Origin of the sequence: uncultured Algibacter sp., assembly GCF_947495925.1 — a bacterium.
Taxonomy (GTDB): Bacteria; Bacteroidota; Bacteroidia; order Flavobacteriales; family Flavobacteriaceae; genus Algibacter_E.
Genome location: NZ_CANMAU010000006.1, coordinates 241,142 through 262,802 on the forward strand (window position 1 = coordinate 241,142; position 21,661 = coordinate 262,802).

Consider the following 21,661-nt stretch of genomic DNA (forward strand, 5'->3'; position numbering starts at 1 on the left):
AGTGTAATGGTGTTAGACGTTTATTGAAAATTTATTTACAAATATCTTAAAAATTCAAGACATATAAAGTTTAGATTATAACTGGTTAATTGACTTTAAAAGAAAAGAGAAACGAAAAAAAATTCAACTTAGATTAAAAGATTATCATAATCTATTATTTTCATGGAAACGATTGATTAACGTAACTTTGAAAAATTATTAATTTCTTTTCCTTAGTTTTAATTTCAAAATCTAATTATGAATTTAAATATTAAATTGTTATTTATCACTGCGTTTTTGGTTTTATCTGGAAACCTTTTTTCTCAGGAAACTTTGGGAGAAGAATCAGAATTAAAGAATTCGTTTCTTTTAAATTTTGGATATACCCATGTTCCTGGTGGAGAGGAACTTGAAGGGGGTGGTAATTCTGGTGTTTTTGTTCCGGCTATAGGATTAGACTATGCGAGAGAAATTAATGAACGCTGGGAGCTTCTTTTAATGCTTGATTTAGAGCTTGGCAAGTACTTAGTTCGCAGCAAGGAGCTTAACAGAGAAAATGCATTTATGGTGTTAGGAGGGGCTTCATATAGAGTGTTAGAATCTATTCACTTACTTGGAGGCTTAGGCGTTGAGTTTGAAAAGAACGAGAACCTTTTTGTAACACGATTAGGCGGGGAATACATCCATGAATTGAAAGGACCTTGGGGATTAATGACTGGTGTATATTGGGATTATAAACAAGAGTACTCTACCTATTCTTTAGTTGTTGGAGTTGGTTATAGGTTTTAAATTTTGGTTGAGAATTATTGATAGGTCTTGCATTGGTTATGTTTTAAGCATACCACTTTAAAAGTCAATAATTACTACTTCAACTTTAAAACCAGAGTCTAGTTGACTCTGGCTTTTTAATGGTACCAGTATTGAATTAAAGGAATATGTTACGAACTGTCTGTCATTATTCTTTTACGTCATTATTCATCATTTTCTTCGCTAAATCTGCGCCAATTAAGGATTGTAGTAAATTATTATTATTTCCTTTGCTGCCTTCAATATAGGTTTGAGGTAAACTTAAATCTTTAAGTTGTTTAGCTACGCCCACAGCAGTTTTATAATTCCATTCTGCTTTTTCTTGAGGTGTCAACCCTGCGCTAACCAGTTTAGCATTTTCATAATATTGAGCATCTGCCGCTATTTTTTTACTTTTAGCTTTAAACTGCTCGACTTCAAATTGCTTTTTCTCTTTAATTAAGTTAAATCCAGCAACTTTAGCTTCTGTTTCAGCTTCAATAGTTTGTTGAATTTGAATTTTTTCTAAACGTGCTCTTTCTTTCGCTTTTTCAGATTCACCTTTGGCAACCTCTTTTTTAGCCCTGTAATATTCGCGCTCTGCTTGTTGCTTTTCTAATTGAGTTTGAGCAACCTCATTTTTTTGAAGATCTAGTCTTTTATCAAACGACTCTTCCCAATCAATACCTGTTACCTGGGCTTGATATATTTTTAATCCATATTGTTTTAATGTATTAGAGTTGTCTCTAATAATTTCACCATGAACGTCTCTTTTAATACGAAACTTTTTTTGTTTACTAGATTTACCAATCTTAATTTGTCGAACAGTGGTTGTATCTCCAACAATTTCGTTGTTATTTTCAGCTTCATAATATAATTCTACTTGGTACATGCCGTTTTCGAGTTGGTCTCTAAAGTATCTATCAAAATCCGAGGCTTGACCTGAGATATAATCTTGGGCATCCATGAGTTTGCAGGTGTTTTTTATAGCAGCATCTATATTGGGTAAAACTCTTCCAAAAATTAGTTTAGCCTCACTACGGTTTCTGTCTGCCATGTTTAAAAAAACATCTTTATCATTAATGTTTACTCCTACGATTACAGAGGTACTAATTTCTGCTTTAATAGCATCGCTAAACTCCCATTTTTGAGCTTTTCTGTTATAGATGCCTTGAGCATTTTTTGGAAGTTCTTCTTCCGTTTTTGTAATAATGTCTTTAATAGAAGTTTCGTATGATAACGGGATTATTCGTCCCCACCATTTTAATTTTATACCCTGTGTTGTTATCATTTTGTCTCCACCAGATACATATTGAACGGCATAGGCCGTACAGGCATCTGCATAGAAGAACATACCCGTTAGTACACTCATAATAAGACCTAATAAAGATATCTGTAAACTGCGCTTTTTGTTAAACCAGTTAATAAGTTTATTTGGTTTAAGAAGGGGTTTTAATATAAGTGAAAGTAATCCAATACTAATTAATAAAATTCCGAGAATAGTTAGCATAGTTATTTATGTTTTAGGTTTATACTTTTTTTTAAAATGTATTGAGAATCGCTTTTTGTTTGAATTTTAGCCACTGAGTTTTACTTAAAGCCAAAGACTTTAGTTGTTTTTTGCGTCAATATGAAAGGTGGTTTTTTAAAAAGTAAAAATTTATTCTAGACTAAATTTTACTATTTTTTGGTGGTTAAATAAGAGATATAATAAAGAGTATTAAATCAATGGCAAGTTTAGCAAGTGTTATCATATTTTTCAGGTTTTAAGGTTAATAATTAGGCTATTTGTATCAATGTTTTTTTAAGATATATATTTAGCCATATGTTAACCAAACGATTTAGAATAAATCGATAAAATTGAATACGTATTTGTGAGTTAAAAAACGATTTTGATTTCGGAATTAAAGTGACTTGCTTGGAAAGTGTTTTAATTTGAAGTTGTATTGTGTGTATTGTGTTTTAAATCAAAATAATTGAAGGGGGTTTTGAGACTCATTTTTAAATCTCTAGGGGAATAATATCTAAAAAAAGTAAAGTTTTGCTTAATTCATCTTTTTTGTAATGAAGAAAGTAAAAAACTTTTCACTTTTCACTTTTCACTTTTCACTTTCATTTATCTTCGCTAAAAAATTTATTTATGAGTATAGCCTTAGTTGTTATAGGTTTTATTTTATTAGTTGTGGGAGGTGAGTATTTGGTAAGATCGTCTGTAGCCTTATCATTTAAATTCAATATTTCTAAAATGGTTATTGGTATGACGGTAGTATCATTTGCGACTTCTGCTCCAGAGTTACTAGTAAGTCTTCAGGCAGCCTTGTCAGGTTCACCAGCTATTGCAATTAATAATGTGATTGGGTCAAATATTGCCAATATAGGTTTAGTGTTAGGTATAACTGCTATGGTAGGTTCTATTCTAGTCGATAAATCGTTTTATAAACTTAATTGGCCAGTAATGATGTTGTTTTCTATGCTGTTATATTATTTCCTGAAAAACGATAATATATTATCTACTATAGAAGGTTTAGTTTTGTTTATTGGACTTATTGCTTTTCTTTATATACTCATTAAAAAAGCCAAAAAAGACGTGATTATTGAGGAAGTTGATGATGCCCTAGCAGTTGTTTCAAATTTTAAAATAGGATTGTGGTTACTTATTGGAGCAGCCGCCCTTTATTTTGGAAGTGATTGGTTGGTGGAAGGTTCAAAAGAAATTGCACGTTCTGTAGGCGTAAGTGAGGCTGTAATAGGAGTGTCTTTAATTGCTATTGGTACTAGTGTGCCTGAATTGGCGGCATCGGTTATTGCTGCTGCTAAGCAAGAAAAAGCCATTTCTTTGGGGAACTTAATTGGCTCCAATATTTTTAATATTGGTTCTGTGTTAGGGTTAACTGCCTTGGTAAAACCTATTCCTGTTACGGAAACTGAAATATTGTCAAATGATATTTTTTGGATGCTTGGGTTTGCTGCAATTTTAGTCCCACTTATTCTTTTGCCTAAGAAATTACAAATAAGTAGATGGAAAGGCTTTGTTTTAGTTATTGGATACGGTGCCTTTATGTTTTTATTGTTTACCAAAGGGAAATTTTAGCTTGGACTAAATTTGTTGTGGTTTTATATGATATCAAATGTTTTACAATAGTATTGTGAGTTTTTTTGATGTTAATTATATCTTATCTTCTAATTGCCTTCGTTATAGAATTTGGCTAATTTCGTTTAACTTATACTATTAAAGCATTTGTGTCTTAATTTTTTTAATATTCAAACGTTATTATATTCTAGGTTTAAAATATTTAAATAGCTTTATCTGTTAAATTTATGTTGACAAATAATATCATTATATCTCTTGCTCACTTAGGGTTATTTCAGGGTTTTTTCCTTTTTATTTATCTTTTTACACTTAAAAAGGGTAATAAGACACTAAATGTATATTTAAGTTTAATTCTGTTAGGTTTAACAATAAGAATTGGGAAATCTATACTTGGTTATTATACGCCATTAGAAGCTTGGCAGAAAAATATTGGTATATCAGGAAGCCTTATAGTTGGTCCTTTTTTATGGTTTTATGGCATTATCTTATTTCAAAAAAGCGCAACTCTACCGAAAAAATATTATCTACATTTATTACCATTTTTACTTTTTGCTTTAATGTTAGCATATGTTCCTAGCAATGGTGATTCTGAGACGTTTTGGAACTATGGCTTAGTCGTTTTGCATTTGGCTATTTATCTAATAATTTCTTGGCAATTATTAATAAAAAATAACTCGAAAACTAACTTAAAAGGATCTATATGGTATAAGAACATTCTCATTGGGGTAACTTTAATATGGATATACTATTTAAGTAATTTTTTGAATTTAAAACGTCATTACATATGGGGACCTATTTTTTATTCATTTCTAATTTATGCTTTTACATATCTTTTTCTAAAACGTAAAAATTTTAATTTAGAGAGGTATGAAAACTCAAATTTAGACACAAAAAACTCTGCAGCATTATTTAAAAAGATTAAACATGTATTTGAAAAAGAACACCTCTTTTTAGAACCAACTGTTTCATTAAACACTTTATCTGAAAAACTATCAAAGAACTCAAAAGAAATTTCTCAATCAATAAATGAGAATGCACAACAAAATTTTAGAGAATTTGTAAATAATTATAGAATAGAAAAAGCAAAAACACAACTTCTTGACATTGAACATAAGCACAAAAAAATGGCTACTGTAGCATACGATTCTGGGTTTGGTACTGTTACGGCTTTTAATGTTGCTTTTAAAAAAAAAACTGGACTTACACCTTCTGCATATCAAAAACAAAACTCTTTAGATTAACTTTTTCATTTTAAGATTCATGTTTATTAAAGAGTTTTGGTTTTAAAAGATTGATTTTAGCTCAAATAATTAAAACTAATATTATGAATAGAAAATCATTTATTAAAAACTCATTAGGAGGTATTGTATTAGCCGGAACTGCTATTTCCCCAGTCTTATCATTAGCTCAAACACTTCAAGAGCCAGAGCCTATTAATTTAAAATTAGTAAAAGAGTTTGTAGTTGCTGGGCATAAAAACTTAAATCTTGTAAAAGAAATGCTTCATGACCAACCTAACTTAATCTATGCACGATATGATTGGGGAAACTCAGATTTTGAAGAAGCTATTGAAGGGGCAGGACATATAGGAAATAAGGAAATTGCTAACTATTTGATTTCGCAGGGAGCACGAGTTAACTTATTTGTATTAACAATGTTGGGGAAAACAGATTTGGTTATACCAACTTTAGAGACTTATCCAGAATTAGTTTTTGCTAAGGGGCCACATGGTTTTACATTGCTTCATCATGCAAATGTTGGAGAGGCAAGTGATTTAAGTGATTATTTAAAAGAAAAAGGTCTAAAAGAAACTTTCGTTAAAATCAAATGAACACATGTAGCGAAAAACATAGGGAGAAAACGTTAGATTTTAACGAAATATCAATTGCTAAATGGCTTAATAAATTGAAAGATAAAAGCTTAGGTGTTTTCTATGTTTCTTCATTGTAATTTAGTTTAATAATGTAACCAGCAAATATCTACTTAAAGATTGAGTTCGTCGACTCAGGAGTAAGGGAGTAGTAAGCGCCCGAACCAATATACCGAACTTAATTTAGGGTAATAGTAACACCTAAATTTTAAAACTAATAGAGAGCTAAAAAAAAACGCCAACAAATACATGTTAGCGTTTTTTTTATGAACAAAACTTTATGCTGTAATTATTAAATCTTAGCCGATTTAACAGTTTTAATAATACGTCCAGCAATTTTATATGGATCTCCGTTAGAAGCAGGTCTTCTGTCTTCTAACCAACCTTTCCAACCTTTCTCTACTGTAATAATTGGAATACGTATTGAAGCACCTCTATCTGAAACACCCCAAGAGAAATCTGTAATAGCTGCAGTTTCGTGTAACCCTGTTAAACGTTGGTCGTTAAACTCACCGTAAACAGCAATATGTTCGTCTACAACATCACGGAAAGCTTCACATATTTTCCCATAAGTTTCTTCAGAACCACAAGTTCTTAAAGTGGTGTTAGAGAAGTTTGCGTGCATACCAGAACCATTCCAATCCATATCTTTACCTAATGGTTTTGGATGGTAATCAATATAGTAACCATACTTTTCAGTTAAACGGTCTAGTAAATATCTAGCAATCCAGATTTCATCTCCAGCTTTTTTAGCACCTTTTGCAAACAATTGGAATTCCCATTGTCCAGAAGCAACCTCTTGGTTAATTCCTTCAAAGTTTAACCCAGCATCAATACATAAATCAGCATGTTCTTCAACTAGATCTCTACCGTGTGTGTTTTTACCGCCAACTGAACAGTAGTACATTCCTTGTGGTGCAGGATATCCTCCTACAGGGAAACCTAATGGCAATTGAGTTGCAGTATCCATGATAAAATACTCTTGCTCAAAACCAAACCAGAAATCATTATCATCATCATCAATAGTTGCTCTACCATTAGAAACGTGAGGTGTACCATCTGCATTCATTACCTCAGTCATTACTAAATAACCGTTGATTCTGTCTGGGTCTGGGTAAATTGCAACAGGAACTAATAAACAGTCAGAAGATCCGCCTTCTGCTTGTCTTGTTGATGATCCGTCAAAAGACCAGTTTCCTAGTTCTTCTAAAGTACCTTGAAAGTTTTCATGCTCTTCAACCTTAGTTTTACTTCTCAAGTTTTGAGTTGGAAAATACCCGTCTAACCAAAGGTATTCTAATTTAATTTTTGCCATAATAAATATATTATAATTGAAATATTGAAAATAATATCACAAATATAAATTTTTATGTATTTACTTTAAATTTAATGGGGGTATTTTAATAAATGGTTAACTTATTTTTATTTATACCCTATTATTTTAGGGTTTATTTTAAAAAAAGACGATTATTTTATATAAATACTGAAAAAATGTTAACAAGAAATTTTTGAGTTGTAGGGTTTTATCCTTTGAGCTGATTACTTTTGTGATATAATTCATTTTCAAAACATTTTAAGAAATGTCGATACTAAGATTTCACGCCATAAAAGAGTCGTTAGCTTTCAAGCCTGTTGTTATAGAAGAACATGAACGTCGCTCTGATTTGTTTGGGAAAAACGTGTTTAACGAAAATACGATGCGTCAATATTTAACAAAAGATGCATTTGTAGGGGTTAGAAACGCTGTTCAATTTGGAAAGAAAATAGATAGAAGTATTGCTGATCAGGTCGCATCCTCTATGAAAGATTGGGCCTTATCAAAAGGCGTGACACACTATACGCATTGGTTCCAGCCGCTTACGGGGTCAACGGCCGAAAAGCATGATGCTTTTTTTGAAACCCTTGGAGATGGTATGTCTATCGAGAAGTTTGGTGGGACGCAATTGGTACAGCAAGAGCCTGATGCCTCAAGCTTTCCTAGTGGTGGTATTAGAAACACCTTTGAAGCTAGGGGGTACACAGCTTGGGACCCTACGTCGCCAGCATTTATTTATGGAACTACCTTGTGCATTCCAACAATATTTGTGGCCTATACAGGGGAGGCTTTAGATTATAAAACACCACTTTTACGAGCATTGCATGCTGTAGATGATGCAGCAACGGCGGTTTGTAGGTACTTTGATAAAAATGTAAAAAAGGTAACCTCTTCATTGGGTTGGGAGCAGGAATATTTTTTGGTTGATAAAATGTTGGCCGCTAGTCGACCAGATATCACATTAACGGGAAGGACTTTGTTAGGTCATTCTTCGGCTAAAGGGCAGCAGTTAGATGATCATTATTTTGGTTCTATTCCAAATAGGGCGTTGAATTTTATGCGGGAGTTAGAGACTGAATGTATGTTTTTAGGGATTCCAGTAAAGACAAGACATAATGAAGTGGCTCCTAATCAATTTGAGCTGGCACCTATTTTTGAGGAAGCCAATTTGGCTGTAGATCATAATTCCTTATTAATGGATGTTATGGGGCGTGTGGCGTCACGTCACAATTTTAAAGTGCTTTTGCATGAAAAACCTTTTGCAGGGGTGAATGGTTCGGGAAAGCATAATAATTGGTCGCTTTCTACAGATACAGGGGTTAATTTATTAGCGCCTGGTAAAACACCTATGAGTAACCTGCAGTTTTTAACCTTTTTTGTTAATACAATAAAGGCAGTACATGGAAATGAAGCTTTGCTTAGAGCTGCCATAGCTTCGGCTAGTAATGATCATAGATTAGGGGCAAACGAAGCGCCACCGGCTATAATTTCGGTGTTTATTGGTGAACAGTTAACTAAAGTTTTAGAGGAGTTAGAAGGTGTAACTAAAGGAAAATTATCGCCTAAAGAAAAAACAGAACTTAAACTTAACGTAGTTGGTAAAATACCAGACGTATTATTAGATAATACCGATAGGAATAGAACCTCTCCCTTTGCGTTCACAGGTAATAAATTTGAGTTTAGGGCGGTTGGTTCTACTGCAAATTGTGGTAATCCTATGACGGTTTTAAATACCATTGTAGCTAAGCAATTAAAGGATTTTAAGAAAGAAGTGGATACTTTAATTAATAAGAAAGACTTAAAGAAAGATGAAGCTGTTTTTAATGTTTTAAGAGAGTATATAAAATCTACTAAAGATATTTTGTTTGAAGGAAATGGCTATGGTGAGGAATGGGAAAAAGAAGCCAAAAAACGTGGATTAAGTAATAATAAAACAACGCCCGAAGCTTTAAAAGCACGAGTATCAAAAGCTAGTATTGATTTGTTTCAAGAAATGCAAGTGATGAGTGAAATTGAAACGAAGGCCCGTTATGAAATTGAGATTGAGGCTTATATAAAGCATATTCAGATTGAAAGCAGGGTACTCGGTGATATTGCAAGAAATCATATTGTCCCAACTGCTGTTAAATATCAGAATATTTTAATTGAAAATGTAAGAGGGTTAAAGGAGATTTTTGAAGAAAAGTACCATAACGTATCGAAAGAACAAGTTAATTTAATTGAGGATATTTCAAATCACATTGCAGGGATAAATGCTAATGTTACAAAAATGATTGATGCGCGTAAAAAGGCTAATGGAGTGGAAGATGTTGAGAAAAGAGCTGAAGCCTATTGTAAAAATGTTAGAGTTTTGTTTGATGAGATTAGGTATCACTGCGATAAATTGGAGCTTTTAGTGGATGATGAAATATGGCCATTAACTAAATACAGAGAATTGTTGTTTACACGCTAGTGTTTAAAACTTCTAAAATCCTGTTTTAAAAAACAGGATTTTTTCATTCAAAAAATTACCTTTGCAGCACAATATAATATTATGAGTCAAGAAGTTTCAAAACGATACGCGCAACGTGGTGTTTCAGCATCAAAAGAAGATGTTCACAATGCTATAAAGAATATAGATAAAGGTTTGTTTCCTAAAGCATTTTGCAAAATTGTTCCTGATTACTTGACTAATGATGATGATTATTGCCTGATTATGCATGCCGATGGTGCAGGAACAAAATCATCATTGGCTTATATGTATTGGAAAGAAACGGGTGATGTTTCTGTTTGGAAAGGGATTGCGCAAGATGCGCTAATTATGAATATTGATGATTTGTTATGTGTTGGTGCTACCGATAATATTATGTTGTCTTCAACCATAGGGCGTAATAAAAACTTAATTCCGGGCGAGGTGCTTTCTGTTATTATAAATGGAACAGAAGAATTGCTAGAGGATTTAAAATCGTTTGGTGTAACCATTCATTCTACTGGAGGTGAAACCGCTGATGTTGGAGATTTGGTAAGAACCATTATTGTTGATTCTACGGTAACAGCTAGAATGAAACGTGCTGATGTTATTGATAATGCTAATATTCAGGCTGGAGATGTTATTGTTGGTTTAGAGAGTTTTGGTCAAGCGTCTTATGAAAAAGATTATAATGGAGGTATGGGAAGTAATGGTTTAACTTCTGCCCGTCATGATGTGTTTAATAAGTATTTAGCCAAGAAATATCCCGAAAGTTTTGATGCTTCAGTTCCAGAGAATTTAGTGTATTCCGGTGGAGTTAAACTAACCGATGCGGTTGAAAATGCTCCAATTGATGCAGGTAAATTAGTACTATCACCAACGCGCACTTACGCTCCAATTATTAAAAAGATTCTATCAAAGTATAATAGTGAAACTATTCACGGAATGGTGCATTGTTCTGGTGGTGCGCAAACTAAAATTCTTCATTTTGTGGATCAATTTCATATTATAAAAGATAATATGTTTGCCATTCCACCTTTATTTAAATTGATACAAGAGCAATCTAAAACAGATTGGAAGGAAATGTATCAGGTATTTAATTGTGGACACAGAATGGAGTTGTATGTATCTCCTGATATAGCCGAAGAAATTATTGAAATTTCTAAATCTTTCAATGTTGATGCTCAAGTAATTGGGAGAGTTGAAAATTCAGAATCAAAAAGACTTACAATAAAATCTGAGTTTGGGGAGTTTACTTATTAATTTATTTGCTCTTTTTATTGGAATGGAATAGTTCTTGATAGTAAGGAGATTTGAAAAATTATTATAATCCAACCATGAGAACCCTCGCAATACTAGTTTTTTCTCTCTTCTGTGTGTCTTCTTTTGGGCAACCTAACTGGCTTTTTATAAAAGAAAAAAAAGAGGAGTATACGGGTCCGCAATGGACAAGTAAGAGTAAAGCTGCATTTGATATTAATGAAGCGGTTTTTGTGAATTGGAATGCTGGTGGTACAAATTCAATTTCAGGTTTACTAGATTTAAAAACGAAATTGAATTACAAGGATAAGTTTTTTGTATGGAATAATGATGCGCATTTACGCTATGGAATTAATGCTCAAGAAGAAAGGGAGGCAAGAAAAACTGATGATTTATTTGAAATAAATTCAAATTTAGGGTATCATGCTGATGATAAATCGAATTGGTATTATATGGCTCGTTTTAATTTTAGAACGCAATTAACTAATGGGTATAAGTATCCAAATACAGACGATCCCATTTCTAAATTTATGGCACCAGGCTACATTTTTTTTGGTGGAGGAATTGAATATGGAAGGAATATTGAAGAGTTGTCTTTTTATTTTTCACCGCTAACTTTAAAAGGAACGTTTGTTTTGGATCAAGAATTGGCTGATGCGGGATCGTTTGGGGTTAAACCAGCGGAGTATGATGATGAAGGAAACTTGTTGGTTCCTGGTGAACAATTTAGAAAAGAGTTTGGTGTGTTATTAACAAATAGTTATGAGCTCGCTATAGCTAAGAATATAAACATGAAAAACCTTTTAAGTTTATATTCTGACTATTTAAATAGATTTGGGAATGTTGATGTGGATTGGCGACTAGATTTTGATTTTAAAGTAAACAGTTTTGTTAGAGCAACTTTGGGATCGCATCTGAGGTATGATGACGACGTAAAAACAAAAGTACCTTCTGAAATTGAGGGAGAGTTTGATGAAGCTGGTGCTAAGGTGCAATGGAAGCAGTTTTTAGGCATTGGTGTGGCTTTCGATTTTTAATTTTATATTTATTTCATCCTTAAATTATTTGTTAACTTTTAGATGTTGATAAATATTTACTCTGCTTAAAATCAAGTAATTAACAATTAGTTGTTGTAAACTTTATGATTTTTATCATGTTTTAAGTTGTACATTTATGTTTAATTTATACTTTGTTTAAATCATTATTCCCTTTAAAACTTCTAACTATCAATGAAAGTAAAATTGACTCAGAAACCATCTAAAACGTATTCTCAAGATGAAGCCTTCGAAGCTTCTTTAAAATATTTTAAAAACGATGACCTAGCAGCCCGTGTATGGCTTAATAAATATGCCTTAAAAGATTCCGAAGGAAACATTTATGAACTAACTCCTAATGATATGCATAAGCGTATAGCTAAAGAGATAGCCAGTGTAGAGGCAAAATATGCTAATCCTTTTACAGAAAATGAGATTTTTGATTTAATTAAGGACTTTAAATATATTGTTCCTCAAGGAAGTCCAATGGCAGGAATTGGTAACCCTTTTCAGATAGGTTCGTTATCAAACTGTTTTGTAATTGGTAATTCTGGGGAGTCTGATTCTTATGGTGGCATTATGAAGATTGATCAGGAGCAAGTACAACTTATGAAACGCCGCGGAGGTGTTGGGCATGATCTGTCGCATGTTCGTCCAAAAGGTTCTGCTGTAAAAAACTCTGCTTTAACGTCAACAGGTCTTGTGCCATTTATGGAGCGCTATTCTAATTCTACAAGAGAAGTTGCTCAGGATGGGAGGAGAGGAGCGCTCATGCTGTCTGTTTCCATTAATCACCCAGATTCAGAAGATTTTATCAATGCTAAATTAGAGCAAGGCAAAGTTACGGGTGCCAATGTATCTGTAAGAATTGATGATAGTTTTATGAAAGCCGTGAAAAACGGGGATAGCTACACTCAAAAATATCCTGTATTTAGTACCGAACCTAAAGTGTCAAAATCTATCGATGCGAATGCGCTATGGAAAAAAATAGTACATAATGCATGGAAGTCTGCAGAGCCAGGAATTTTATTTTGGGATACGATTATTAATGAATCCGTTCCAGATTGTTACGCCGATCTTGGATACAAAACAGTATCTACAAATCCCTGCGGAGAAATCCCATTATGTCCTTATGATTCATGTAGGTTACTAGCCATTAATTTGTTTTCATACGTTCAGGACCCGTTTACTGAAAAGGCAAAATTTGATTTTGATTTATTTAAAAAGCACGTGGCTATAGCTCAAAGAATAATGGATGATATTATTGATTTAGAGTTAGATAAAATTGATAATATTTTAAAGAAGATTGATTCAGATCCAGAATTGGACGAAGTGAAAGCTACAGAGCACAATTTATGGTTAAATATTAGAAAAAAAGCCCAAGAAGGAAGAAGAACGGGAGTTGGAATTACAGCCGAAGGAGATATGCTTGCAGCCTTAGGTATTCAATATGGAAGTGAAGCTGGGAATGCATTTTCAATAGAAGTTCATAAAACAATTGCAATTGAAGCCTATCGTGCATCTGTACATTTAGCTAAGGACCGTGGTGCATTTTCAATATTTGATGCTGATCGTGAAAAGGATAATCCTTTTATTCAAAGATTAAAAGACGCTGATAGTAAATTGTATTATGAAATGTTGGAATATGGTAGAAGAAATATTGCATTGTTAACTATTGCCCCAACAGGTACAACGAGTTTAATGACGCAAACAACATCTGGTATTGAGCCCGTATTTATGCCCGTATATAAGCGCAGAAGAAAGGTAAATCCTAATGATAAAGAAGTTCGTGTTGATTTTGTTGATGAGGTTGGTGATTCTTGGGAAGAATATGTAGTGTTTCATCATAGATTTAAACAATGGATGGAAGTAAATGGGATTGATAGTTCTAAAAATTTCTCGCAAGATGAAATAGATGCCCTTATTAAACAGTCTCCTTATTTTGGAGCCACCTCAAATGATGTAGATTGGTTGAGTAAAGTAAGCATGCAAGGTGCTATTCAAAAATGGGTAGATCATTCCATAAGTGTAACTATTAATTTACCAAACAATGTATCTGAAGATTTGGTTGGTGAGTTATATATGAAAGCTTGGGAGGTAGGTTGCAAAGGTGTCACTGTTTATAGAGATGGTTCACGTTCTGGGGTTTTAATTTCTAACGATGAGAAAAAAGAAGATGAGGTGGATGATAAGCTTACGGCGTTTCCTATAAAGCGCCCACAGATTCTAGAAGCAGATGTGGTTCGCTTTCAGAATAATAAAGAAAAATGGATTGCTTTTATTGGTTTAATTGATGATAAACCATATGAGGTTTTTACAGGTTTGGTTGACGATGAAGATGGGATTTTAATTCCTAGATGGGTAAACAAAGGGTTAATTATTAAAAATAGGGACGAACAAGGTGCCTCTCGTTACGATTTTCAGTATAAGAATACAAGAGGATATAAGACGACTATTGAAGGGTTGTCACATAAGTTTAATCCCGAATATTGGAATTATGCTAAACTAATTTCGAGTACATTACGTCATGGTATGCCTATTGATAATATTGTGGACTTAATAAATAGTCTACAATTAGATAGTGAGTCTATAAATACCTGGAAAAATGGTGTTGGGCGTGCCTTAAAACGTTATGTAGCCGACGGTACTAAAGCCAAAGGACAGGCTTGTGATAATTGTAAATCTAAAAATTTAATTTACCAAGAAGGATGCTTAACCTGTAAAGACTGTGGTTCTTCTAAATGTGGATAGTTTTATGAGTTATTCACTAAAAAAGGGAGCTATTGGGCTCCCTTTTTATTTTATTGAAGACTACCCATGTTTAAGTATTTGTAAACTTCCAGTTCTTTTAGATCTTTAATAAGTTTGGTGTGGCCATTTTTAATGAGGTACAGATTATCTGAAACATCTATAATATGTTGATACATGTGATCTGTAACGATGATAACTTTGTGATGTTTCTCTTCTAAAATAATACCTTTAAAAGTTTCTATCTGTAAAGGTGCTAAATGAGAAAAAGGTTCGTCTAATAAAACTATTTTTCGCTGGCTTCTTAAAATGATGTATGTTTCAATAATTCGACGTTCACCACCAGATAAATTGTTAAACTTTTTGTTTTTGTGATTTTTGAAACCTTCAAAGTAAATAATAAAATCGTACCAATTCACATTAAACATTTTAAAAACCATGTTTAATTTCATCAATTTGGGTATAAAATGGTATTGAGGTAAATAAGCAACTGATTTTGTACGATATAAAGGCTTTATAATAGGCTTGTTATCTAATCTTATTAGTTTGTATTTGGGTTTTAAACTTCCAAAAATGATGTTTAATAAACAACTTTTGCCACAACCATTACTTCCTAGAATACTAGTAACTTTTCCTGTTTCGCCTTTTAAATAAACTCCATTTAAAATACGTTTCTCTTTAAAGTTAAGTTCAACATTATCTATTTCTAGAGTCATATAAATTCTTTCAATATAAGTAAGAAAGGTAAAGAAATAATAGTATCCATAATGAAAACTAATGAAAATAACTTGAAAGTTGAAATGCCCAAGTTTTTATAAAAAATAAGTTTGCGTTTACCATGAGTTTCATTGAGCACGTACCATAAAAAAAGGAGCAGTACAATTTTAACTAATAGAATGGGAATGGTATGAAAACGTAAGGATAAAAAAAATAGGTTTATGCCAAAAGACCAAAGGATTAATGGTCTGTAAAAAACAAAAATTAAAAATATTTGCTGCATAAGTGTCTAATATAACGTTTATAGTTTAGAGTTATTTTCTAATTGCGTTATTAGGGGGAATTGCAACCATTGAAAATTCATAAATTATCGTATTTTTGATTCCCAATTAAAATAGGCAGATGTTAGAGAAATTACAAATAGTAAAACAACGTTTTGATGAGGTGAGTGATTTAATTATTCAACCAGATATTATTACAGATCAAAAACGTTATGTGGAGTTAAATAGAGAGTATAAGGATTTGAGAATCCTTATGGAAAAGCGTGAGCAATACATAGAGTTAACGAACAATTTAACTGAAGCCGAAGAAATAATTGCAGACGGGAGTGATACTGAAATGGTGGACATGGCCAAAATGCAATATGACGAAGCTAAAGCAGGAATTCCGGTTTTGGAAGAGGAAATTAAAGTGCTATTAATACCAAAAGATCCAGAAGATAGCAAAAATGCAGTGGTAGAATTACGTGCAGGAACTGGTGGAGATGAGGCTAGTATTTTTGCAGGAGATTTATTTAGAATGTATACCAAGTACTGTGAAGGTAGAGGTTGGCGTGTAGATACTGTAGATTTTAGTGAAGGAACAAATGGCGGTTTTAAAGAGATTCAATTTGAGGTTTCTGGAGAAGATGTATATGGAACTCTTAAGTTTGAGGCAGGAGTACATCGTGTACAGCGCGTACCTCAAACAGAAACTCAAGGTAGAGTGCATACTAGTGCCGCAACGGTTATGGTATTTCCAGAGGCCGAAGAGTTTGATGTAGAAATTAATCCTAAAGATGTCCGTATTGACTTTTTCTGTTCTTCAGGTCCAGGAGGGCAGTCTGTAAATACAACATATTCGGCAGTTCGCTTAACACATATTCCAACGGGTTTAGTAGCGCAATGTCAAGATCAAAAATCGCAACATAAAAATAAAGAAAAAGCCTTTAAGGTATTGCGCTCCAGGTTATATGATCTAGAATTGGCTAAAAAGATGGAGGAGGATGCTGCGCTGCGGGGAACCATGGTAACAAGTGGTGATAGAAGTGCAAAAATTAGAACGTATAACTATCCGCAAGGTCGTGTTACAGATCATAGAATAGGGTTGACGCTTTATGATTTGTCAAACATTGTTAATGGAGACATTCAAAAAATAATAGACGAATTGCAGTTGGCCGAAAATACCGAAAAGTTAAAAGCTAATAACGATCAGATATAAAATAAATTAAGTGACTACAGGCCAACTCGTTCAAGAAATCAAAAAAAAGAAATCCTTTTTATGTATAGGATTAGATGTTGATTTAAATAAAATTCCAGAATACTTATTAGAAGAAGAAGATCCTATTTTTGCTTTTAATAAAGCTATCATTGATGCTACACATCACTTGTGTGTGGCTTACAAACCTAATACAGCTTTTTATGAAGCTTACGGATTAAAAGGTTGGAAAGCTTTAGAAAAAACGATCAATTATTTGAATGAAAAACATCCTGAAATTTTTACCATTGCAGATGCTAAGCGAGGAGATATTGGGAATACCAGTACCATGTATGCTAAAGCATTTTTTGAGGATTTAGCTTTTGACTCAGTTACAGTAGCTCCTTATATGGGTAAAGATTCTATTGAGCCGTTTTTGGCTTTTGAAAATAAGCATACTATTCTTTTAGCTTTAACCTCTAACCAAGGAGCTTTTGATTTTCAAACAAAGACCATGGACGGAAAAGAGGTTTATAAGCAGGTTTTGGAAACTTCTAAATCATGGCAGAACTCAGAAAACCTAATGTATGTGGTCGGTGCAACTAAGGCTGAATTTTTAGTAGATATTAGAAAAATGATTCCAGATAGTTTTTTGTTAGTTCCTGGGGTGGGAGCCCAAGGAGGTAACTTACAAGAGGTGTGTAAATATGGGATGAATGATACAATTGGTTTGCTGATTAATTCATCCCGAGGTATTATTTATGCCTCTAAAGGACATGACTTTGCACAAGCAGCAGCAGCAAAAGCCGAAGAACTTCAAAATGATATGGCTGCTATTTTAAGTTAGTGGTTGTTTGTAAGTTATGTGTCATTTAAGAAATAACCAAATAAGTTAAATGACGAATTAAATTTTACTTACAATGAAAAGAAGCCAATTTTTAAACTTATTCACTATTGCTGGAGTTGTTACACTAGTTCCATACAAAGCTATTGCAAATTCTAAGTTGTTTTCAAGAATTAAAGAAGGTTTCATGGTTTTAGCTGGTAAAGACAGGAATGATAAACCCCTTACTATTTTTGGTAGTGATACCTTTACTACCAAAGTTTCAACTAAGGACTCGAATGGAGATATGTTTATATTCGAATCTGTACGGATGGGAAAAGGTGGGCCCTCAAGTCATTTTCACTACGAACAAGATGAATGGTGGTATATTTTGGAAGGAGAATTTGAAATTATCGTTGGAAATAGTATTTACAAAGCAAAAGCTGGAGATAGTGTATTCGGTCCTAGAATGGTACCACATAGTTTTTCCAAAACAAGTGAGGGGAAAGGAAAGCTATTAATCACTTACCAACCTGCAGGTAAAATGGAGGAGTGCTTTAAATTGATTAGCGGTGGAGCAACAAAGAATTTCAGTAAAGAACAATGGAACTCTTTTGTGAAAAAATACGGGTTTGAAAATGCTTAGAATACAATTGAAATAAAAAACGAACACACAACAAAGTGTAAAAATAATTGCTTGGGTCTAGCTTACTCGGAAAACCCTGCTGATTTCCCTATGGTTCATTCCATTTTTGGAAAGTTAGTTGCTTAATCACGAAGCTATCCTTACACAGACCATAATCGTTATACAAATAGCGCGATTTCTTGTTATATGAAAATTGAAGATCAAATAAACAGAATACTTCATATAAATGAAACGCCAAAACGTATTATTTCATTGGTTCCCAGCCAAACAGAACTACTTTGCGATTTGGGTTTACAATCTTCATTAGTGGGTGTCACAAAATTTTGCGTACATCCGCATCATATTAAAAAGGAGGTAGTTATAGTTGGTGGTACCAAGCAAATTCATATCGATAAAATACGAGGTTTACGTCCTGATATTATTCTCTGTAATAAAGAAGAAAACACGAAGGATATTGTGGTGGCTTGCCAGTCTATCTGTAATGTGCATGTCTCTGATATTTATAATACAAATGATAGCCTCGAATTAATTAAGGCTTATGGGGCTATTTTTGATAGTAAAGAAACTGCGTCTCAAATAACGGATACTATTAAAGAAGAGCTAGTAGCGTTTGAAGACTTTATTAGAGATAAACCTATTTTGAAAACTGCATATTTTATTTGGAGAGCACCTTGGATGGTGGCTGCAAATAATACATTTGTTAATTATTTGCTTGAGTTAAATAAGTTTGAAAATGTTTTTGAGGATAAAACGAGATATCCGGAGGTAGATCTTAAAGAGGAAAGTCAGAAAAGAGAAATTGACTTAGTATTATTGTCTTCAGAGCCATTTCCTTTTAAGGACTTGCATAAAAATGAAGTACAAGAATACTTTACCAATGCCACAATTAAATTAGTGGATGGCGAAATGTTTTCTTGGTATGGTTCAAGACTTGCAAAAGCGTTTCAGTATTTTAAATCGCTCCGTTTAAATCTTCAGAATATTCAAGCTTAGTTCTGTCGTCAACAAAGTTTGTTATTCTGTTTTCCAATTCTTTCAAACTAATAAGTTTACTTAGGTTGGGTTTTATTTTTCCAACTCTACAAAAATGTGTATTCATAACGTTCTGTTTGTTTATATAAAGTACGTGTAAACATCTAATTTAGATGTGATTAAATGGTTAAAAAATTATGAAGATTAAATTATCGATTGCGATTGCTCTCTGTTTAGATATTTCAATCTGTTAATCTTATTGTGCAAAAGAATAGCTTGATACTCCAAGGCATCGCTTAATGAAGCATCACTTTGTTTTAAATTGTAAGCTAATTCTATAAGTTGCTTATACTTGTTTTTTAATTTTCTTTGGTGATTTTTTATCAATGTATTCATGTTCGTAATATTTATATAATAATTACGGACTTACTGAAACTCTAGATGTGCGGTAAAAGTTAAATAAATGATAAATATTACACTGCTCTCTGTTGCTGTTCTCTATAAAGATATTTCAATCTATTAAGCTTATTAAGAAGTTTTATAGCTCTGTATTCAGAGATATCGCTTAGTGCAGAATCGGTTTGCCGAAAATTATATGCTTGCTCAACTAGGCTTTTGTATTGCTTGTTGAGTTCAACCTGATGAATTCTTAAGGAGTCGATTCTGTTCATTTGTTGATTGATATTCAAGTACTTAAATATACATTTTTTATTTTAAAAAATAAACTATTTGAGTATATTAAATAAAAAAGCCGAATAATAATATTCGGCTTTAAGTTATTTCTATAGCGTTTATTAATCCTGAAGAGCAAAAACTTTCTGTAGCAAATCAGTAGTTCTAGACGATAATTTAGTACGAATTTCTTTTTCTTCAACTGCAATCATGGTGTAAACGCCTTTTAAAGCTTCGTTTGTTACATAATCAGTTAAATCAGGATTTACATCATTTGTAAATGGTATATTATTGTATTTTCTAATTAAACTACTCCATATTTGATCTGCTCCAACTTTACTAAATGAATTTTGAATTACAGGATTAAATTTGCTGTATAGAGCTGTTTGCGTTTTAGCTGTTAAATATTGGGTGGCAGCATCATCATTACCAACTAGAATAGTTTTGGCATCATTAAAAGTCATGTTTTTTACGGCATCTATAAATATTGGAGTAGCTTCTTTTACTGCATCTTCCGCAGCTCTATTGAGTACCTTAATACCTTCATCAGCTAGACTTCCTAATCCAATATCTCTAAGCCCTTTGTCTACTTTTTGAAGTTCTTCCGGTAGCAATATTTTGACTAAATCATTTTTATAAAAACCGTCTGTTTGGGTTAATTTTGTAACCTGTTTTTCAATGCCAAGATCTAAGGCTTCTCTTAATCCAGAAGCAATCTGGTCGTTTCCAATGGTTGAAGTATCTTGAGGTAATTGACTAACAACTTGATGCAATTCTGCGCAAGCAGTAAGATTGAATATTAGTAAAAGCACTAAACCTTTTTTAATCATGATTTTGGTTATATAAAATGGGTTAAAATTTAAGATGATAAAACTAAAAGTTTATGTAAAGATTACCGTCTTGTTGTTGTAAACCATAACTTTTCTATCTGCATGTAATTTAACAGCATTTGCTAAAACAACCTTTTCTAAATCACGTCCTTTTGCAATTAAATCTGTTATTTCATGTGCATGAGATACTCTAGTAACATCCTGTTCGATAATAGGACCCGCATCTAGCTCTTCGGTCACATAATGACTCGTTGCACCAATAATTTTCACACCGCGTTTGTAAGCTGAATGGTAAGGTTTAGCACCTACAAAAGCTGGTAAGAAGGAGTGATGAATGTTTATAATTTTATTTGTGTATTGACTTATAAGTTTGCTAGACACTATTTGCATATAGCGAGCCAATACAATAAAGTCTATGTTATGCTCTTTTAATAATAGCAATTGCTTGTCTTCCACCTCTTGTTTGGTGTCTTTGGTAACTGGAATATGATAAAACGGAATATTAAAACTATCTGCAATGGGTTTTAAATCTGTATGATTACTAATTATAAATGGAATTTCTAGGTTCAGTTCACCTGAATTATAGCGTCCAAGTAAATCGTATAAACAGTGATCGTATTTGGAAATGAAAAGAGCCATTTTAGGCTTTTTTTCGGATGAATAAATGCGCCATTTCATTTCAAAAGTTTCAGCTAAGTCTGATTTGAAAACGCTTTTAAAATCTTCAGTAGAAAAAGATTCCGACACAAATTCACTTTCTAAACGCATAAAGAACGTGTTTTGTTCTCGGTCAACGTATTGATCAACGTAAACAATGTTTCCACCTTTATCTGCAATAAAACTGGTAATAGATGCTATAATATTAGACCTGTCTTTACAATGAATTAGTATGGTGATTTTATTCATGACTATTCCAAATTTAATCGTTCAAAATTAGCTTAAAATTATCTAAGACGGTAGGATAAGAATAGTTTTAGATAATCATGTGTAAATAGTTAGTTTTTTTGAATATTT

The 21,661-nt window shown here is 32.8% G+C and carries 19 protein-coding genes; 12 read left to right on the forward strand and 7 right to left on the reverse strand.

The window, feature by feature from the left end:
* Nucleotides 1–237 precede the first annotated feature (237 nt).
* Nucleotides 238–768 carry a hypothetical protein gene (locus tag Q0857_RS14025; protein WP_298536357.1) on the forward strand — a complete coding sequence of 177 codons (531 nt, stop codon included), beginning with the start codon at nt 238–240 and terminating at the stop codon, nt 766–768.
* 166 nt (nt 769–934) lie between these two features.
* Here the strand turns inward: Q0857_RS14025 and Q0857_RS14030 are convergent, their stop codons facing one another.
* On the reverse strand, nt 935–2,275 hold the full coding sequence (locus tag Q0857_RS14030) for an SPFH domain-containing protein (RefSeq protein WP_298536359.1): 1,341 nt from the start codon (nt 2,273–2,275) through the stop codon (nt 935–937).
* 630 nt (nt 2,276–2,905) lie between these two features.
* On the opposite strand from Q0857_RS14030, the gene Q0857_RS14035 reads away from it, so the two are divergent.
* The 3 genes from Q0857_RS14035 (at nt 2,906) to Q0857_RS14045 (ending at nt 5,687) form a co-directional block, all read left to right on the forward strand.
* Nucleotides 2,906–3,856 (forward strand): calcium/sodium antiporter, encoded by a 951-nt coding sequence (locus Q0857_RS14035; RefSeq protein WP_298536362.1) that lies wholly within the window; start codon nt 2,906–2,908, stop codon nt 3,854–3,856.
* Between the two features lie 227 nt (nt 3,857–4,083).
* The gene (locus Q0857_RS14040) at nt 4,084–5,097 is read left to right on the forward strand and encodes a helix-turn-helix domain-containing protein (protein WP_298536364.1); all 1,014 of its coding nucleotides are present in this window, start codon (nt 4,084–4,086) and stop codon (nt 5,095–5,097) included.
* Between the two features lie 83 nt (nt 5,098–5,180).
* On the forward strand, nt 5,181–5,687 hold the full coding sequence (locus tag Q0857_RS14045; protein WP_298536366.1) for a hypothetical protein: 507 nt from the start codon (nt 5,181–5,183) through the stop codon (nt 5,685–5,687).
* 331 nt (nt 5,688–6,018) lie between these two features.
* Here Q0857_RS14045 and Q0857_RS14050 read toward each other — a convergent pair whose 3' ends face one another.
* Nucleotides 6,019–7,041 carry a glutamine synthetase beta-grasp domain-containing protein gene (locus tag Q0857_RS14050; protein ID WP_298536368.1) on the reverse strand — a complete coding sequence of 341 codons (1,023 nt, stop codon included), beginning with the start codon at nt 7,039–7,041 and terminating at the stop codon, nt 6,019–6,021.
* Nucleotides 7,042–7,306: 265 nt separating this feature from the next.
* Here Q0857_RS14050 and Q0857_RS14055 point away from each other — a divergent pair, with 265 nt between their 5' ends.
* The 4 genes from Q0857_RS14055 to Q0857_RS14070 all read left to right on the forward strand — a co-directional run bounded on the left by Q0857_RS14055 (nt 7,307) and on the right by Q0857_RS14070 (nt 14,535).
* The gene (locus tag Q0857_RS14055; RefSeq protein WP_298536370.1) at nt 7,307–9,493 is read left to right on the forward strand and encodes a glutamine synthetase III; all 2,187 of its coding nucleotides are present in this window, start codon (nt 7,307–7,309) and stop codon (nt 9,491–9,493) included.
* Between the two features lie 81 nt (nt 9,494–9,574).
* Nucleotides 9,575–10,753, forward strand: a complete 1,179-nt coding sequence (locus Q0857_RS14060; protein ID WP_298536377.1) for an AIR synthase related protein — start codon at nt 9,575–9,577, stop codon at nt 10,751–10,753.
* A gap of 74 nt (nt 10,754–10,827) precedes the next feature.
* A complete protein-coding gene (locus Q0857_RS14065; protein WP_298536380.1) occupies nt 10,828–11,787 on the forward strand; it encodes a DUF3078 domain-containing protein in 960 nt (319 codons plus the stop codon).
* 192 nt (nt 11,788–11,979) lie between these two features.
* Nucleotides 11,980–14,535: an adenosylcobalamin-dependent ribonucleoside-diphosphate reductase gene (locus Q0857_RS14070; RefSeq protein WP_298536383.1), complete on the forward strand. Its 2,556-nt coding sequence runs from the start codon at nt 11,980–11,982 to the stop codon at nt 14,533–14,535.
* Nucleotides 14,536–14,585: 50 nt separating this feature from the next.
* Here Q0857_RS14070 and Q0857_RS14075 read toward each other — a convergent pair whose 3' ends face one another.
* The gene (locus Q0857_RS14075; RefSeq protein WP_298536384.1) at nt 14,586–15,248 is read right to left on the reverse strand and encodes an ABC transporter ATP-binding protein; all 663 of its coding nucleotides are present in this window, start codon (nt 15,246–15,248) and stop codon (nt 14,586–14,588) included.
* A 403-nt stretch (nt 15,249–15,651) separates the two neighbouring features.
* On the opposite strand from Q0857_RS14075, the gene prfA reads away from it, so the two are divergent.
* The 4 genes from prfA to Q0857_RS14095 all read left to right on the forward strand — a co-directional run bounded on the left by prfA (nt 15,652) and on the right by Q0857_RS14095 (nt 19,166).
* Nucleotides 15,652–16,728 carry a peptide chain release factor 1 gene (prfA, locus tag Q0857_RS14080; RefSeq protein ID WP_298536386.1) on the forward strand — a complete coding sequence of 359 codons (1,077 nt, stop codon included), beginning with the start codon at nt 15,652–15,654 and terminating at the stop codon, nt 16,726–16,728.
* 10 nt (nt 16,729–16,738) lie between these two features.
* Nucleotides 16,739–17,551: an orotidine-5'-phosphate decarboxylase gene (pyrF, locus tag Q0857_RS14085; RefSeq protein ID WP_298536388.1), complete on the forward strand. Its 813-nt coding sequence runs from the start codon at nt 16,739–16,741 to the stop codon at nt 17,549–17,551.
* Between the two features lie 73 nt (nt 17,552–17,624).
* Nucleotides 17,625–18,173, forward strand: coding sequence for a cupin domain-containing protein (locus Q0857_RS14090; protein ID WP_298536390.1), 549 nt, complete (start codon nt 17,625–17,627; stop codon nt 18,171–18,173).
* Between the two features lie 186 nt (nt 18,174–18,359).
* A complete protein-coding gene (locus Q0857_RS14095) occupies nt 18,360–19,166 on the forward strand; it encodes an ABC transporter substrate-binding protein (protein ID WP_298536392.1) in 807 nt (268 codons plus the stop codon).
* Nucleotides 19,167–19,349: 183 nt separating this feature from the next.
* On the opposite strand, the gene Q0857_RS14100 is transcribed toward Q0857_RS14095, so the two are convergent.
* From Q0857_RS14100 to purU, 4 genes are all read right to left on the reverse strand, one after another.
* Nucleotides 19,350–19,541: a Lacal_2735 family protein gene (locus Q0857_RS14100; RefSeq protein ID WP_298536394.1), complete on the reverse strand. Its 192-nt coding sequence runs from the start codon at nt 19,539–19,541 to the stop codon at nt 19,350–19,352.
* A gap of 77 nt (nt 19,542–19,618) precedes the next feature.
* Nucleotides 19,619–19,816, reverse strand: coding sequence for a Lacal_2735 family protein (locus Q0857_RS14105; protein WP_298536396.1), 198 nt, complete (start codon nt 19,814–19,816; stop codon nt 19,619–19,621).
* A gap of 123 nt (nt 19,817–19,939) precedes the next feature.
* On the reverse strand, nt 19,940–20,647 hold the full coding sequence (locus Q0857_RS14110; protein ID WP_298536398.1) for a DUF4197 domain-containing protein: 708 nt from the start codon (nt 20,645–20,647) through the stop codon (nt 19,940–19,942).
* Between the two features lie 51 nt (nt 20,648–20,698).
* On the reverse strand, nt 20,699–21,553 hold the full coding sequence (gene purU, locus Q0857_RS14115) for a formyltetrahydrofolate deformylase (RefSeq protein ID WP_298536400.1): 855 nt from the start codon (nt 21,551–21,553) through the stop codon (nt 20,699–20,701).
* Nucleotides 21,554–21,661 lie beyond the last annotated feature (108 nt).